Consider the following 16,463-nt stretch of genomic DNA (forward strand, 5'->3'; position numbering starts at 1 on the left):
GCTTGAAGCCTGTCTCTTTTGGCGGCGTGGACGCACTGGCGCGGATCGTCGCGAGTGGATCTACCGTCTATCGCCTCGCCGTGTACAGGCTGCCCATCCTTTCGCTGCCTGTCGGCAGCGACATGTCGTCATCCAGCAGCCGGGTGATCCGGGCAAAACCCGTAAAAGCCTTTCTTGCTTCCTCGGCAGACATCTGGCCCGCCAGAGCCGCAGCGCAGCAGTTCAGCGCGCATTGATACACCGGGCCGCGCCGCCCTTTCGGCCAGTGGCGCAAAAACGTCATCGCTTCTCTGACACTGCCGATTTCTTCGACAGGTTTTCCCTGCCCGCGCGAAATTCGCACCGGCGTAAAGAATTGCAGGCGATTCATCTTTTCCTCCCCGTCGATCGCGATGCGTTCGATCGAACCTAATTAAATTCACGGCCAGCCAATTGGTTCCCGGCAAAAACCGCCCACGGCCTTGCAAATTGGCAACGGGTCGGCTGAGTGAATCGCCAATCATCGCGACTTCTTGCCGTTGCGGGAACGTTCGGGGGGATGGTGCATTTCGACTTCAGCGATGATGTTTGAGGGAAAAGCCAGCCTATGAGAATAGCCCATGTGGCGCCGCTCCATGAATCCGTACCGCCTCGGCTCTATGGAGGTACGGAGCGCATTGTCTCCTATCTGACCGAAGGATTGGTCGAGCTTGGCCATGACGTAACCTTGTTCGCCAGTGGCGATACAAAAACGTCGGCAAAATTGGTGCCGTGTCGAGAGCGTGCGCTGCGTCTTGATCCACGCCCGCTGAAATCCGAGACAGCCGCGCACCTTTCGATGCTTTCCGAGGTGAGGAATCGAGCTCATGATTTTGATATCATTCATTTTCACCTCAGCCATTTCCTGCATTTTTCCTTCTTCGAGCATATGCCCGAGCGGACGGTGACGACGCCGCATGGCAGGCTCGACTATGTCGATCTGGCCCCGGCCTATGAGCGTTTTCCGCGCTTTCCGATGATCTCCGTATCCCGTAGCCAAAGCACGGGGCTCACCAACGCCAACTGGCTGACGACGATCCACCACGGGCTGCCGACCGAACTCTACAAACCGGTTTTCGAGAAGAGCCCAGGGGAGCCCTACCTCGCCTTCCTTGGCCGCATGTCGCGCGATAAACGTCCGGATCGTGCCATCGAGATCGCCCTGCGCTCCGGGCTGAAACTGAAGCTTGCGGCAAAGATCGGCGACGACGACCGCGCCTATTTCCGGGAGATGGTCGAGCCGCTGGTCGACGGTGACCGTGTCGACTATGTCGGCGAGATCGAGGAGGATAAGAAGGCGGAATTCCTCGGCAAGGCGGCCGGCCTCGTATTCCCGATCGACTGGCCAGAGCCGTTCGGTCTTGCCGTCATAGAGGCGATGGCCTGCGGCACGCCGGTGATCGCCTGGAGCTCCGGCGCAATGCCGGAAATCGTCGATCAAGGCGTGACCGGTTTTATCGTGGATTCCATGGAGGGCGCGGTCGCCTCGATGCCGGGCATGCTGCGGCTCGACAGGCGGAAGGTGCGAGCTGTCTTCGAAAGGCGGTTTTCCGCCGAAAGAATGACCCGCGACTACGTTTCCGCCTATGCGCGCCTGATCGGCGCCTCGGCCGAAGCACGAGCGTCGTGAGCGGCATTACCTCCGGGGGGTGAAACGAAAGAGATATGTAGCGAATGGCCCAACTCGACGAGCGCAAGCTTGATCCCGCGGTAGCACTTGCGTCCCTCGACGCCACCGCACCTCGAGAGCCGCATCGGCTGTTCGCCCTCAAGCAAGGCGATTGCTTTGCCGTGGCCGACGCCTACGGCGATATTCGCGGCGCCGGCGATGGTTTCTTCCGTGACGACACGCGAGTGCTTTCCGAATTCCGGCTGACCGTCGGCGGCCGGCAGACATCGCTGCTCGGTGCGTCGCTCAGCCAGGACAATGTGCTCTTCACCTCCAACCTGACCAATCTGCCGATGCAGAGCGCCCGCGGCCGGGACATTCCGCAGGGCGCGATCCATATCGAACGCGTCAGGCTGCTTTGGCAGGACCGGTTGTTTGAACGCATCACCCTTTCCAACTACAGCCAGGACCACTCCACCATCCGCGTTTCGCTGCATTTTGCCGCCGATTTCCGCGACATGTTCGAAGTGCGCGGCTCGACACGGCTGAAGCGCGGCATGGCCCAAGCTGCCGAGACGGATGCGAGCTCCGTCCTGCTTCGCTACGACGGGCTGGACGGGCTGGCGCGGATGTCGGCGATATCGTTCTCGCAGGCGCCGGACCAGCTGACGGCCGACCGTGCGGACTTCCTGATTGCCGTGACGAGGCGCAGCAGCAAGGTGCTGTATGTCGAGGTCGGTCCCGGAGTGGCGGAAACGCCGAACCGCGATCGCTACCGCGCCGCCGCGGCCCGCGCTCGCTTCGGCATGCGGGCCAAGCGCCGCCATGGTGCCACTGTGCACAGTTCCGGCCGCGTCTTCAACGATTGGGTCGAGCGCGCTCGCGCGGATGTGGCGCTGCTGACCACGGAGCTTACGACCGGACCCTACCCATATGCGGGTATCCCCTGGTTTTCTACCGCGTTCGGCCGTGACGGCGTGATCTCCGCGTTGCAGATGCTGTGGCTCAACCCGGGTTTGGCGCGAGGCGTGCTGGCCTTCCTTGCCCAGCACCAGGCTACGGAGACATCGCCGTTCAGCGATTCTCAGCCGGGTAAGATCATGCACGAGACCCGCAAAGGCGAAATGCGGCGCTGCGGGAGCTCCCCTTCGGCCGCTACTACGGCGGTGTCGACACGACGCCGCTCTTCATCCATCTCGCCTGTGCCTATGCGGACCGTACCGGCGACATGGCGTTCGTCGACAGCCTGTGGCCGTCGCTCTGCGCTGCGGCCGAGTGGACCGAGGAGGCGAGCCGGCCGACCGGCTTCGTAACCTATCAGCGTGCCGCCGAGTCCGGCCTCTCCAACCAGGGATGGAAGGACAGCATCGATTCCGTCTTCCATGCAGACGGCCGCATCCCAAAGGGACCGATCGCTCTGGTGGAGGTGCAAGGCTATGTCTTTGCCGCCTTCCGGGGGCTGGCGGCGCTCGCCCGCCGCCGCAGCGAAGGTGACAGGGCCGATCATTGGGACAGCCGCGCCGAGGCCATGCGTGCCGCTGTGGAACGCCATTTCTGGCTGGACGATCTCGGCTTCTATGCCTTGGCGATTGATGGCGCCGGCGAGCCCTGCAAGGCGCGGACGTCTAATGTCGGGCATCTTCTCTATGTCGGGCTCCCCGAGCCGACGCGGGCGAAGCTGGTCGCCGACCAGCTGCTTTCGGCTTCCTTCCATTCGGGCTGGGGGCTGAGGACGCTCGCCGACGATGCTGTGTTCTTCAACCCGATGTCATACCACAATGGCTCGATCTGGCCGCATGACACCGCCATGTGCGGCGCCGGTCTGGCACGCTTTGGCGAGCGTGAAAGCGTGGTCCGGCTGATGAGCAGCACCTTCGAATCGGCTGTCCATTTCAACATGCGGTTGCCCGAACTGTTCTGCGGCTTTACCCGCGCGCCGGGCGAAGCGCCGATCGCCTATCCCGTCGCGTGCCTGCCACAGGCCTGGTCGGCCGGGTCTGCCTTCATGCTGATGCAGGCCTGCCTCGGCCTGGAGATCGACGGCTGGGACGGCCAAATCCACGTCACCGGTCCCAGGCTGCCGATTGGTATCGACACGCTCACGCTGAGGCATCTGGGCTTTGGCACCAGGAAGGTGGATCTCACCTTCCAGCGTGTCGGCGATAAGGTCGTCGCCTTTCTCGCCGACCGGCATGAGGGCTTGGTGCCGCTCATCGTGCGGACCTAGTTTGGCTTTTCGGAACCGACCGCTGCGCTGCGATTAGCGGAACCGATGGCCCGTCTGAACGTTCCGACGCACGGCAGCTTGTCACGATTGGCCGGCTGCGAATTCGAAAAACACACCAACACACCAACATGGCCACTGATCGGCCTGAGAAAAATCGTTATTCCAATGTCGGACTATGGCATAGAGGTACTCTGGGTTCTAATCATTGCAAGTCTTGGCCTTTCCGCTGTTGCCCTGGTGTTCTCGATATCCCACCGACGCCACATACCAGCGGCCGCATCCACCGCAGGCGAGGACGTGATTTCGGAAGCGGCTCGCACAGTGCTGCGGGAGTTTGAAAAGAACGGCCACTCGGCCGATGCAGCGCTGATCACATGGTCGCCCGACACCTTGCGCAAGATCCTGGCCGAGGATCTGCCGGAGACGCAGGTGATCGTGGTATCCAACCGCGAACCCTACATCCACAACGTCAACGATGACGGCGTCGAGCTCTTGGTACCGGCCAGCGGGCTGGTTTCGGCGCTTGAGCCGATCACCCGAGCCTGTGCCGGCACCTGGATCGCCTACGGCGGCGGAACAGCTGACCGTCTCACCGTCGACGAGAACGACCGGGTTGAGGTGCCGCCTGGCAATCCGTCCTACACGCTGCGCAGGGTCTGGCTGACGGAGGAAGAATACCAGGCCTATTATCTGGGCTTCGCCAATGAAGGTCTGTGGCCGCTTTGCCATATCGCCTTCACCCGCCCGATTTTTCGCGCGTCGGATTGGGAGGCCTATGAGGCCGTCAACCGGAAGTTCGCCGATACAGTGGTTGCCGAGGCGCGCAACGAGCGGCCGATTGTGCTGGTCCAGGACTACCACTTCGCGCTCTTGCCGCGCATGATCCGCGAGCGCCTGCCCGAGGCAATCGTCATCACTTTCTGGCATATCCCGTGGCCCAATTCGGAAGTGTACAGCATCTGTCCATGGCGTGAACGGATCCTGGAAGGCTTGCTGGGCAGCTCCATCATCGGCTTCCATACTCAGTTCCACGCCAACAATTTCACCGAAAGCGTCGATCGCTTCCTGGAAAGCCGCATAGAACGGGCGGACGCGGCGATCTCCTATGGCGGGCAAACGACTCTGGTCCACGCTTACCCCATTTCAATAGAATGGCCGGCCGAACTGCTGGCAAGATTGCCGGCTGTCGAGGAATGCCGTGCCCGTGTCCGCGAAAGATTCGGGCTGCCTGCGAACGTCAAACTGTGCGTCGGCGTCGAGCGCCTCGACTACACCAAAGGCATTCTCGATCGCTTCCATGCCTTGGACGAATTGTTCACGCGATATCCCGAATGGGTAGGCAAAGTGGTTTTCCTGCAGGTCGCGGCGCCCAGCCGGGGCTCATTGCCGGCCTACCAGCAACTTCATGACGAATGCCTTCGCTATGCCGAAGAGCTAAACCAGCGCTATGGCACCAACGACTACAGTCCTCTCCTGATGGTGGCCGAACATCACTCGCAGGAACAGGTCTACGAGATCTATCGGGCGGCCGACATTTGCATGGTCACCAGCCTGCATGACGGCATGAACCTGGTGGCCAAGGAATTCGTCGCGGCGCGCGACGACGAACAGGGCGTGCTGTTGCTCAGCACCTTTGCCGGCGCTTCGCGCGAACTTCTGGAGGCATTGATCGTCAATCCCTACGATACGGCCATGACGAGCGAAGCGCTGCTGCAGGCGCTGACCATGACGCCGGAGGAACAGCGCGAGCGTATGCGGCCCATGCGCGAGATGGTCCGCGACAATAACGTCTATCGCTGGGCCGGCAGCATGCTTCTGGATGCGGCCCGCCTTCGCAAGCGTGGCGACCTCGACCGGGTGACGGGCAACGGCGAGCGGCCATCGAACAACAATGTCATTTCCATGTTCGAGCGGACAAGAAAGGCAGTGTCGTGACGAGCATGCCGGCTCTTGTCGCGCGTCCTCAACTAAAGACCGGTGGACCTGATGATGGTCGACATGCTGGCAGCATTCCTGCAATCGCCGTAGCAGATCCTGAGCCGCGAGGAGCTGCTCGCCGCCAGCAGGATTCTCGACGAAGAGGTGTTCGACCGCAGTATCGACGTGCAGATATTGCGACTGCGCCGCAAGCTTGAGGTCAACCCGAGCGAGCCGAAGCTCGTTGTCACCGAGCGCGGCGCTGGCTGCGTGTTCGCTGCCTCAGTCGAGGTGCTGTGACGTTGCCGCAGGCACCGCGTTCATGGCGGGGTGCAATATGAACGTTCATCGCCTCAGCGCATGCACGCTATCAATATTTTCGCCGCCCATCGGCAGTGTCATGTCGTCGTCGAGCAAGCGTGTGATTCGGGCGAAGCCCGCAAAAGCCTTCCTTGCTTCTTCTGCCGACATCCGGCCCGCCAGAGCCGCAGAGCAGCAATTGACCGCGCACTGGTAGACTGGCCCACGCCGGCCTATTGGCCATTTACGCAAGAACCCCATCGCTTCGGCTACACTATAAATTTCTTCGGCAGGGCGTTCCTGCCCGCGCGAAATCCGCACAGGCGTAAAGAATTGCAGGCGATCCATCGTTTCCTCCCGGTCGATCGCTACGTGCCTGATCGAACCTTGTTGAACTTACGGCTGACCACTTGGTTCCGGCAAACAGGGCCCGATGCTAAAAATGAGGCCGGGCCAAGACGAAGTCTCTCATATCGTTCGACCGAAATCGAATCACCAAACGTGACACCGTTGTGCGCCGATAGGCGCGGCTTTCATCGAATGCCTATAGGCCAAAGCCGGCAAACCAAGCGGTTGCCGGTTCCCTCGCGTCGAGGCTCTCTACAGGGAAACGGCGAGTTCCGCCGGAGCCGGGACGGCGAAGGCATGACATAATTGTCCCCTCCTCCCCTAGCTTGTGGGAAGGAGAAGCCTACCCGCCGACCATCTCCGCCAATTTGCGCACTGTGTTCCAGTTGCGGGATGTGCCGACACCGAGACGTTTATGGCTTGTCGCCGCAAGCAACCGCGAACTTGGCGTCTCGCGGGAAAAGAAGATCCAGATGTCGCCGCCGACGGCCTGCATTCGCTCATCGTTGCCGACATAGGCCTCCAGCGCCGCGAGGGCCTCAGCGGGAACGGGCTTGCGCATCACGCGCACCGCTACCTGATCCGCCGCGGCAGCCGATTCGGCGGGAAACGGATTGCCGGCCGCAAGCTTCAACCAGTCATCCGCGCGGCGCACGATGATGTCGACATGGCGGCCGAAGGTCTTTTCGAACGCCGTCTCCAACCGGCGCTCCAGCGCGGCAATTTCTGTCTCTTTCGTCTCGAAGACCAGATTGCCGGTCGCCACCAGCGTGCGCGGGTTGTACAGCCCCAAGCCTTCTGTCATGGCCCTGAGATCGGACATGACGAGACGTCGCCCCTCGCCCAGAACGATGCTGTAAAGCAGAGCGACGTAAGTTTGCATGACGGCCGGTGGCAGCCTAGACCAGCCGCGACTGTTCCACCGCGGCCTCTATGAAGCTGGCAAACAGCGGGTGCGGGTCGAGTGGCCGGCTTTTCAGCTCGGGATGATACTGCACGCCGATGAACCAGGGATGGTCGGGGTATTCGACCGTTTCCGGCAGCACGCCGTCGGGCGACATGCCGGCAAAGACCAGGCCGCAATCCTCGAGCCGCTCCTTGTAGTCGACATTAACCTCATAGCGGTGGCGGTGGCGCTCGGAAATCTGCGTGTCACCGTAGATGTCGGCGATTTTCGAACCCCTGGCGAGGTCAGCTCGATAGGCGCCGAGCCGCATGGTGCCGCCGAGGTCGCCAGTTTCCCTGCGCTTCTCCAGCATGTTGCCTTTCAGCCATTCGGTCATCAGGCCGACGACCGGTTCCTCGGTCGGACCGAATTCGGTCGACGAGGCATGCTCGACGCCGGCCAGCGAGCGCGCTGCTTCGATGCAAGCCATCTGCATGCCGAAGCAGATGCCGAAATATGGCACTTTTCGCTCGCGGGCGAACTTCGCCGCCAGGATCTTGCCTTCAGCGCCGCGCTCGCCAAAGCCGCCGGGGACCAGAATCCCGTGGACCTTTTCCAGCCACGGCGCCGGATCTTCCTTCTCGAAAATCTCGCTCTCAATCCAGTCGAGCTTGACCTTGACGTGGTTGGCGAGGCCGCCATGCGACAGCGCCTCGATCAGCGATTTGTACGCGTCCTTGAGGCCGGTATACTTGCCGACGACGGCGATGGTCACCTCGCCTTCCGGATTGTGAATGCGGTTGGACACCGCTTGCCAGGGCTCCATGCGCGGCTTCGGCGCCGGATCGATGCCGAAAGCGGCCAGCACCTCCGAATCCAGCCCTTCATTGTGATAGGCCATCGGCACGTCATAGATGTGCGGGACGTCGAGTGCCTGAATGACCGCGCTCTCGCGGACATTGCAGAACAGCGACAGTTTGCGGCGCTCTTCCCTGGGGATGGGGCGGTCGGCGCGGACCAGCAGAATGTCGGGCGCAATGCCGATGCCGCGCAATTCCTTGACCGAATGCTGGGTCGGCTTGGTCTTCAATTCGCCCGCCGTTGGAATGTAGGGCATCAGCGTCAGGTGCACGTAGACGGCGTTGTTGCGCGGCAGATCGTTGCCGAGCTGGCGGATCGCCTCCAGGAACGGCATCGCCTCGATGTCGCCGACCGTACCGCCGATCTCGCACAGCACGAAGTCATAGTCGTCATTGCCGTTGAGAATGAAGTTCTTGATCTCGTCGGTGACGTGCGGAATCACTTGCACGGTGGCGCCAAGATAGTCGCCGCGCCGCTCCCGCTCGATGATGTTCTTGTAGATGCGGCCTGTGGTGATGTTGTCCTGCTGGTTGGCCGAGCGGCCGGTGAAGCGCTCATAATGGCCAAGATCGAGATCGGTCTCGGCGCCGTCGTCGGTCACGAAGACTTCGCCATGCTGGTATGGCGACATCGTGCCGGGATCGACATTGAGATAGGGATCGAGCTTCTTTATGCGCGCGCGATAGCCTCGCGCCTGCAAGAGAGCCCCAAGGGCCGCTGCAGCGATGCCTTTTCCGAGTGAGGAAACCACGCCGCCTGTGATGAATACATATCGCGCCATGGGAGTCATCGCTTAACGCGGCCGAATTGATTCCGCCAGAGAAAAAACCGCCGCGAAGGCTTTTTCCCAAGAAGGCGCCCTGGTGATGCTCGAACCAAAACAAAAGGGCCGGCGAGACCGGCCCTTTGGAATAGTCCGTTAAGTCGTCAGATGATGACGACCTTGGTGCCCACTTTCACCCGGCGGTAAAGGTCCATCACGTGCTCGTTGATCATGCGGAAGCAGCCATTGGAGGCGCTTGTTCCGATCGACTGCGGCGCGATGGTGCCGTGAATGCGCAGATGGGTGTCTTTCTTGCCGTCGTAGAGATAGATGGCGCGCGCGCCGAGCGGATTTTCGCCGCCGCCGGGCATGCCGTCCTTGTACCGGCCATAATTCTTCGGTTCACGCTTCTGCATCTCGAGTGTCGGGATCCAGCGCGGCCATTCCTGCTTGTCGCCGACCGCTACCGTGCCCTTGAACTGCAGGCCGTCACGACCGACCGCGATCGCATAACGGCGGGCGGTCCATGAGGATTCGACGAGATAGAGGCGGCGTGCGCTGGTATCGATAACGATGGTGCCGGGACTGTAGCCGGTGAATTCGACCTCTTGCGGCACGAACTCGGGCTTCACCTTGAACTGCTTCTTGGCTTCCTTCCTGGCGAGTGCGGCATCGAGAGCGCGGGTCTCGGGGAGCAGCGACATCGACGAGGACGTGCCGCCGAACAAACCGGCGAACAGCCCGACGCTCTGCGGCTTCTGTCCAACCGGCTCGCTGCGCAATTCACCGTTGTTGCCGATCAACGCGACGTTCATGGCCTCGGCGGAAACCGGCTCGGCCGACTGGATCGGTGCGATGGGTTCGATGATCTTGACGGTCTTCTTAGCCGGCTTTCCGTCGGCCAGCTGGGCAGCGGACTTATCCTTCTTGGCAAGGCTCTTCTTGGCAAGGAACGCCTGCCGTTCCGCGTCGGCCTTGGCTTTGGCCGCCTCGCGCATCGCCAGCTTCCTGGCCTCGAGCGCCTTGGCTCGAGCGGCCTCTTTGTCGGCCGCAATCTTGGCTTCGATCTTGCCGATTTGGGCCAGATCGTTCGCGGTCGGATTTTTCTTCTTCTTGAGGAGCCTTAGCTGCGCCGTATCGCTTTTGGCGGCGACGTTGACGACGTCAGTTGTTACTGCGGTTTTAGAGGCCGAATTACCCGCCGGCATGGCCGCGTAAGCGGGCCCACCAAGGCTGAGCACGGCACAAAGGCCGGCTAATATGAAGCTGCGAAGCTGCATGGCGAAGATCCGATCGTTCAATGCTTGTTGCCCACGGCGTCGCCCGGCGTCCCCCAAGGACGCCGAAAGTGCCGCGCGCAATCTATAATCGATTAATCGAAGACGCCTCAAGCGCCCTGTCGTGCCGTGCCCGGTCGAATCCTCGGGATCGTGCGGCATTTGCCGCGACTGTGTTCAAACAACAACAGATCGCGGCGCCGGACGTCTGCTGGTTACTGGTTCGGAACCTGCGGCGTTACTGGCTGGGTGACGCCGTTTGTGGCCGGCGGCGTGGTCGAATCCGCCGCAGGCGGTGCAGCGGGAGCCGGGGCTGCAGCATCATTGCCGGAAGGCGGCGTTGGCGCTGTATTACCGGAAGGTGGTGTCGGCGCCGTGGTGCCAGGCAACTGGTTGAGCACGCCGCCCCCGCCGTTAGTCACAGGCACACGATCGAGAATATCGATTGGCTTCTCGCCATAACGCGCGACGATCGACAATGTCAGCGAGGTGGCGAAGAAAGCCGCCGCCAGGATCGCCGTCGCCCGCGTCAGCGCGTTGGCCGCGCCGCGCGCGGTCATGAAGCCCGAGCCGCCGCCGATGCCGAGGCCGCCGCCTTCGGAGCGCTGCAGCAGCACCACGCCGACAAGAGCGAGCACTACCATGAGGTGGACGACGATCAGAACGGTTTCCATAGCTTACCCTGGCAAAGCCTTGCGCGGCCGCGGATACGGCCGGTGATTTGGAGGCGGCTCAATACAATGCTTTGATGGCATTTCCAAGCCCGTGGCCGGAATATGGGAAGCAGTGCGCCCTTTGCAACGATTTCCCGCTGCGGCACAGCCTATCCAAAGTGCCCCGATAGCCTTTCGATGCTACGAGATATTTCGATAGGCTTCGGCGATACCGAGAAAGTCCGCCGCCTTCAGACTGGCGCCGCCGACCAGCGCGCCGTCGACATTTTTCACGCCGAGCAGTTCGACCGCGTTCGACGGCTTGACCGAGCCGCCATAGAGGATGCGCATCTTCGCCGCCGCGCTGCCAAGCTTTTCCGACAGTTTTCCGCGAATATGCGCATGCGCCTCAGCAACGTCGGCGGCGGTCGGCGTCAGTCCAGTGCCGATCGCCCATACCGGCTCATAGGCTATAACGGTGTTCGACGCCGTGGCGTTGGGCGGCACCGAGCCGGCGACCTGGCGCGACAGCACATCGAGCGTCGCGCCCGCCTCGCGCTCGGCTCTCGTCTCGCCGATGCAAATGATGGCTATCAGCCCGGCGCGCCACGCGGCGGACGCCTTGGCCTGAACAATGGCGTCGTCCTCATTGTGATCGGCGCGACGTTCGGAATGGCCGACGATGACGTAGCTAGCGCCCGCATCCTTCAGCATCTCGGCCGAAATGCAGCCGGTATGGGCGCCGCTCTCCTTCGTGTGGCAATCCTCGCCCCCGGCCCGGACCGGCGTGCGCGACAAAATCTCTGCGGCGTGCGCGAGTAGCGTCGCCGGAACGCAGACCAGCGCTTCGGTCTCCGCATCGAGCCCGCTCATGAAGCCGTTGCCGATCATCCTGAGTTCGTTGAGCGAGGCGCTGGTGCCGTTCATTTTCCAGTTGCCTGCGACCAGCGGGCGGATTCCTAGCGTCATGGGATTTGCTTCTCCGGGCAATATTCGGCTGCGTCCTCACTACCAAACTCAGCCCACAAAGCAATCGACAGTGGGCCGGAAGGACGCTATTGCGCTTGTTTCAAACTCGGCGCATGCCAAATGCGCCAAAAATCGGAAGTGACCATGCTTAGTATCTTGAGAAGCGCGGCCGGGACCTGGGTCGCGAAGGCACTGCTGATATTGTTGGTATTGAGCTTTGCCGTCTGGGGCATTTCCGGGCAGATGGTCGGTGGTTTTGCGGGCCACGATGCCGTTATCACGGCCGGAGGCACCAAAGTGTCAATCAACGAGTATCGCCTCGCCTATGATCGCCAAATCAGCGTGATGTCGCAGCAATTCGGCCAGCGCATCAGCCGCGAGCAGGCGACGGCGCTCGGCCTCGATAACCAGGTGCTGGCGCAACTCGTGTCGGGTGCAGTCCTCGATGAGCAGGCGCGCAAGCTCGGGCTTGGGTTGTCCAAGGACCGGCTGGCCCAACTCACGCATGAAGACCCAGCTTTCAAGGGTCCTGGCGGCACCTTCGACCGGAGGACGTTCGAATACATACTGCAACAGGTCGGCATGCGGCCGGAAGACTATCTGAGGAATCGCGCCCAGGTGGCTGTGCGCCAGCAGATTGTCGAGGCGGTTTCGGACGGCCTCAAGGCTCCGGATACTTTCTTGAAGGCAGTCGCGCTCTATCGTGGCGAAGACCGCACCATCGAGTATGTGACCTTGCCGAAATCGCTGGTCGAGCCGATTGGAGCGCCATCCGACACTGCGCTTTCGGCCTATTTCGAGGAAAGCAAGAAGACATATGCGGCGCCCGAATACCGCAAATTCTCCTATGTCAGGCTCGAGCCGCAAGACATCATGGATCCGAGTGCCGTGACCGACCAACAGGTCAGCGACGACTACAACAAGAACAAGGGGCGCTACACCACGCCGGAAATGCGCACCATCGAACAGCTCGTGTTCAAAACGCCTGATGCCGCGAAGGCCGCGCTCGATTCACTCAAGACCGGCGCTACCTTCGACAAGATCGTCGTCGCCGAGGGCAAGACGCAAGCCGACACGCTGCTCGGCACACTGTCCAAGGACAAGATCGCCGACAAGGCAGTGGCGGATGCGGCGTTTGCGCTTAATGTCAACGAAGTAAGTCCGGTCGTTCAGGGCGCCTTCGGTCCGGTGCTGCTGCGCGTCACCGACATCAAGCCCGAAGTGGTGAAGCCGCTGGCCGAAGTGTCCGCAGATATCCGCAGGGATCTGGCGCTGGGCGAGGCAAGCCGCATTCTGTTGGATGTGCACGACAATTACGAAGATATCCGCGCTTCGGGCAGCACGCTCAAGCAAGCGGCCGAAAAACTGAAGCTGAAGGTCGTCACCATCGACGCGATCGATCGCACCGGCCTGAGGCCGGACGGCACCATCGTCAAGGACCTGCCGGAATCGCCGGAACTCATCAAGGCCGTGTTCGACGCCGAACCGGGCACCGAGAATCCCGACCTCACCACCGCCGACAACGGCTTCGTGTTCTACGAGGTGGAGTCGATCACGCCGGCCCGCGACCGCGCGCTGGATGAAGTCCGACAGAAGGTGGTAGCCGACTGGACGGCGGCGGAAACGACCAAGCGGCTCACTGCAAAAGCGGACGAGCTCGAAAAGCGTCTCAAGGCCGGCGCCACGCTCGACGTGATCGCGAGCGAGCTCAAGCTTGAGAAGCAGACCAAGCGCGGCGTCAAGCGCGAGGCGGACGACGTCGATTTCGGCAAGGAAGGGGCGGCTGCGATGTTCGGCGAAGGCGAAGGCGGGACCGGATTGATCCCTTCGCCCACCGGCGACGGACAGATCCTGTTCAAGATCGCCGAAGTCTTCGAACCTGCCGGAGCCGACGCCAGCTCGGTGCCGGACGACGCGCAGAAATCGTTCACCGCCGGCATGTCCGACGACCTGCTCGACCAGCTGGTGGCGCAGCTGCAGACGCAGTACGACGTTCGCATCGACCAGACCGCGGTTGCCCAAGCCCTGACCAGATGAGCGCGCTCAAGACCCATATCGCCAAGGTCGCCACCGGCAACTCCCTTTCCTTCGAGGAGGCGCGCGAGGCCTTCGACATCATCATGTCGGGCGACGCTACGCCCGGCCAGATCGGCGGCTTCCTGATGGCGCTGCGCGTGCGCGGCGAGACGGTGAGCGAGATTTCCGGCGCCGTCGCCACCATGCGCGCCAAGATGCTGCGCGTCGACGCGCCCGCTGACGCGATCGACATCGTCGGCACCGGCGGCGACAATTCGCACAGCGTCAACATATCGACCGCATCCGCCTTCGTCATCGCCGCCTGCGGCGTGCCGGTGGCCAAGCACGGCAATCGCGGACTATCCTCGCAGACCGGCGCCGCCGACGTGCTAACTGCGCTCGGCGTCAAGATCGATATCCCGCCGGAAACGATCGGCCGCTGTATCCACGACACAGGCGTCGGCTTCATGTTCGCGCCGGCGCATCATCCGGCGATGAAGCATGTCGGCCCGATCCGCGTCGAGCTCGGCACCCGCACCATCTTCAACCTGCTTGGCCCGCTCTCCAATCCGGCCAGTGTGAGCCGGCAGATGGTCGGCGTCTTCTTGCCTAAATGGATCATGCCGGTGGCCGAGACGCTGAAGGCGCTGGGCGCCGACCACGCTTGGGTCGCCCATGGCGACGGCTATGACGAGATCACCACCACCGGTGAGACCCAAGTGGCCGAACTGGTCGGCGGCGAGATCCGCAGCTTTTCACTGACCCCGGAAGCGGTCGGGCTGAAGCGGCACACCAAGGACGAGTTGCGCGGCGGCGACGCCGCCTACAACGCCCAGGCGCTGCGCGATATGCTGGGCGGCGCTGCCGGCGCCTTTCGTGATACAGTGCTGATGAACGCCGGCGCCGGACTGGTGGTGGCGGGCAAGGCGACGACGCTTGCCGACGGCATGGCGACGGCGGCGCAAGCCATCGACAGCGGCCGGTCGCTGAAAGTGCTCGACCGGCTGGTCGAGATTTCGAACGGATAGAGCCGTGTCTGATATCCTGCGCAAGATCGAAGCCTACAAGCGCGACGAGATCGCTGCGGCGAAGGCGCGCGTGCCGCTTGCCGAGATCAAGGCGCGGGCGAAGGACACCGATGCAGCGCGCGGCTTTCTCTCGGCTCTTGAAGCCAAGCGCAAATCCGGCAGCTTCGCGCTGATCGCCGAGATCAAGAAGGCGAGCCCGTCCAAGGGCCTGATCCGCGCCGATTTCGATCCGCCGGCATTGGCCAGGGCCTATGCGAAAGGTGGTGCTGCCTGCCTTTCGGTGCTGACCGACGCGCCGTCCTTCCAGGGCGCGCCTGAATTCCTCACCGATGCGCGCAACGCCGTGACATTGCCCGCTTTGCGCAAGGATTTTCTGTTCGAGCCGTATCAGGTGTTCGAAGCCCGTGCGTGGGGCGCGGATGCCATCCTGATCATCATGGCGAGCGTCGATGACGCCGTGGCCAGCGAACTCGAAACGACGGCGTTCGAACTCGGCATGGACGCACTGGTCGAAGTGCATGACGAGGCCGAGACGGAACGCGCGCTGAAACTGTCGTCGCGGCTGATCGGCATCAACAACCGCAATCTCCGGACGTTCGAAACCAGCATCGAGACCTCGGAGCGGCTTGCGAAGATGGTGCCGGCAGACCGCCTGCTGGTCAGCGAGAGCGGTATTTTCTCGCACGAAGACTGCCGCAGGCTGGAACTGAGCGACATCGGTACGTTCCTCGTCGGCGAGAGCTTGATGCGGCAACAGAATGTGGCCACTGCGACGCGCCTGCTTTTGACGGGCAAGGCGCCCGCCATTGCATCGGCCCGAAAATCGGAATCGATTTTCGGAGAGCACGATGCATAGATTCAAAGTGCTAGAGCGTACTTTGCGCGTCCAAACGGACGCACGTCGCTCTAAGACTGACTGACGATGACGGCCGCCCTCACCCATCTTGGCCCGAAAGGCGAAGCCAATATGGTCGATGTCGGCGACAAGGCGGAGACGACGCGCACGGCAATCGCCGAAGGTCTTGTCGCGATGCGGCCCGAAACGCTGAAGATGATTCTCGACGGCGATGCCAAGAAGGGCGACGTGCTGGGCACGGCGCGCATCGCCGGCATCATGGCGGCCAAGAGGACGCATGAGCTGATCCCGCTCTGCCATCCGCTGCTGTTGACCAAGATATCCGTTGACATCGAACCGGACGCGACGCTGCCAGGCCTGAAGGTCACGGTGCTGGCCCGCGTCGCAGGTAAGACCGGCGTCGAGATGGAAGCGCTGACCGCCGTCTCGGTCGCCTGCCTGACCATCTATGACATGGCCAAGGCGGTTGACCGCGCCATGGTGATCTCGGGCATCAGGCTGGTGGAAAAGACCGGCGGCAAATCCGGCGACTACAAGGCGGACGCCAAGGGGGCAGGCCAATAATGGCACTGCTTCCGGTCGCCGAGGCGCTCGAGCGCCTGCTTGAGGATGCTGCGCCCTTGCAGGCTGAATGCGTCGCCCTGATGGACGCCGCCGACCGCGTGCTGGCGGAGCCGCTTCTGGCGCTCCGCACCCAGCCGCCGTTCAACGCGTCCGCCATGGACGGCTATGCCG

The 16,463-nt window shown here is 62.4% G+C and carries 14 protein-coding genes and 2 pseudogenes; 9 read left to right on the forward strand and 7 right to left on the reverse strand.

Features of this window, described 5'->3' with window-relative positions; translation table 11 throughout:
- Positions 1 to 67: 67 nt before the first annotated feature.
- Positions 68 to 370 (reverse strand): DUF982 domain-containing protein, encoded by a 303-nt coding sequence (locus EOA85_RS09355; protein WP_127209201.1) that lies wholly within the window; start codon positions 368 to 370, stop codon positions 68 to 70.
- A 216-nt stretch (positions 371 to 586) separates the two neighbouring features.
- On the opposite strand from EOA85_RS09355, the gene EOA85_RS09360 reads away from it, so the two are divergent.
- The 4 genes and pseudogenes from EOA85_RS09360 (at position 587) to EOA85_RS09375 (ending at position 6,071) form a co-directional block, all read left to right on the forward strand.
- Positions 587 to 1,648, forward strand: a complete 1,062-nt coding sequence (locus tag EOA85_RS09360; RefSeq protein ID WP_127209202.1) for a glycosyltransferase family 4 protein — start codon at positions 587 to 589, stop codon at positions 1,646 to 1,648.
- Positions 1,649 to 1,692: 44 nt separating this feature from the next.
- A pseudogene (locus tag EOA85_RS09365) lies at positions 1,693 to 3,854 on the forward strand (amylo-alpha-1,6-glucosidase).
- Positions 3,855 to 4,019: 165 nt separating this feature from the next.
- Positions 4,020 to 5,789, forward strand: coding sequence for a trehalose-6-phosphate synthase (locus tag EOA85_RS09370; protein ID WP_127209210.1), 1,770 nt, complete (start codon positions 4,020 to 4,022; stop codon positions 5,787 to 5,789).
- A 99-nt stretch (positions 5,790 to 5,888) separates the two neighbouring features.
- Entirely contained in the window at positions 5,889 to 6,071 is a 183-nt protein-coding gene (locus EOA85_RS09375; RefSeq protein WP_281033720.1) for a winged helix-turn-helix domain-containing protein, read from the forward strand.
- A 45-nt stretch (positions 6,072 to 6,116) separates the two neighbouring features.
- On the opposite strand, the gene EOA85_RS09380 is transcribed toward EOA85_RS09375, so the two are convergent.
- From EOA85_RS09380 to tpiA, 6 genes are all read right to left on the reverse strand, one after another.
- Positions 6,117 to 6,419, reverse strand: a complete 303-nt coding sequence (locus EOA85_RS09380) for a DUF982 domain-containing protein (RefSeq protein WP_127209203.1) — start codon at positions 6,417 to 6,419, stop codon at positions 6,117 to 6,119.
- Positions 6,420 to 6,762: 343 nt separating this feature from the next.
- Entirely contained in the window at positions 6,763 to 7,302 is a 540-nt protein-coding gene (locus EOA85_RS09385) for a DUF1697 domain-containing protein (protein WP_127209204.1), read from the reverse strand.
- A 16-nt stretch (positions 7,303 to 7,318) separates the two neighbouring features.
- Positions 7,319 to 8,956: a CTP synthase gene (locus EOA85_RS09390; RefSeq protein ID WP_095520383.1), complete on the reverse strand. Its 1,638-nt coding sequence runs from the start codon at positions 8,954 to 8,956 to the stop codon at positions 7,319 to 7,321.
- Positions 8,957 to 9,093: 137 nt separating this feature from the next.
- Positions 9,094 to 10,209, reverse strand: a complete 1,116-nt coding sequence (locus EOA85_RS09395; protein ID WP_127209211.1) for a L,D-transpeptidase — start codon at positions 10,207 to 10,209, stop codon at positions 9,094 to 9,096.
- Positions 10,210 to 10,421: 212 nt separating this feature from the next.
- Positions 10,422 to 10,880, reverse strand: a complete 459-nt coding sequence (gene secG, locus EOA85_RS09400; RefSeq protein ID WP_065009597.1) for a preprotein translocase subunit SecG — start codon at positions 10,878 to 10,880, stop codon at positions 10,422 to 10,424.
- A gap of 180 nt (positions 10,881 to 11,060) precedes the next feature.
- Complete coding sequence (tpiA, locus tag EOA85_RS09405) at positions 11,061 to 11,828, reverse strand: triose-phosphate isomerase (protein ID WP_127209205.1); 768 nt, start codon at positions 11,826 to 11,828, stop codon at positions 11,061 to 11,063.
- A 144-nt stretch (positions 11,829 to 11,972) separates the two neighbouring features.
- Here tpiA and EOA85_RS09410 point away from each other — a divergent pair, with 144 nt between their 5' ends.
- The 5 genes and pseudogenes from EOA85_RS09410 to EOA85_RS09430 form a co-directional block, all read left to right on the forward strand.
- Positions 11,973 to 13,865, forward strand: coding sequence for a SurA N-terminal domain-containing protein (locus EOA85_RS09410; protein WP_127209206.1), 1,893 nt, complete (start codon positions 11,973 to 11,975; stop codon positions 13,863 to 13,865).
- The gene (gene trpD / locus EOA85_RS09415; protein ID WP_127209207.1) at positions 13,862 to 14,872 is read left to right on the forward strand and encodes an anthranilate phosphoribosyltransferase; all 1,011 of its coding nucleotides are present in this window, start codon (positions 13,862 to 13,864) and stop codon (positions 14,870 to 14,872) included. Before EOA85_RS09410 ends, trpD begins: the two co-directional genes overlap by 4 nt.
- Positions 14,873 to 14,876: 4 nt before the next feature.
- Positions 14,877 to 15,728: an indole-3-glycerol phosphate synthase TrpC gene (gene trpC, locus EOA85_RS09420; protein WP_127209208.1), complete on the forward strand. Its 852-nt coding sequence runs from the start codon at positions 14,877 to 14,879 to the stop codon at positions 15,726 to 15,728.
- A 66-nt stretch (positions 15,729 to 15,794) separates the two neighbouring features.
- Positions 15,795 to 16,292, forward strand: a complete 498-nt coding sequence (gene moaC, locus EOA85_RS09425; RefSeq protein ID WP_127209209.1) for a cyclic pyranopterin monophosphate synthase MoaC — start codon at positions 15,795 to 15,797, stop codon at positions 16,290 to 16,292.
- A pseudogene (locus EOA85_RS09430) lies at positions 16,292 to 16,463 on the forward strand (molybdopterin molybdenumtransferase MoeA); the annotation flags it as partial. The gene moaC and the pseudogene EOA85_RS09430, both read left to right, overlap by 1 nt.

The organism is Mesorhizobium sp. M5C.F.Ca.IN.020.29.1.1 (genome assembly GCF_003997375.1).
Taxonomy (GTDB): Bacteria; Pseudomonadota; Alphaproteobacteria; order Rhizobiales; family Rhizobiaceae; genus Mesorhizobium; species Mesorhizobium wenxiniae.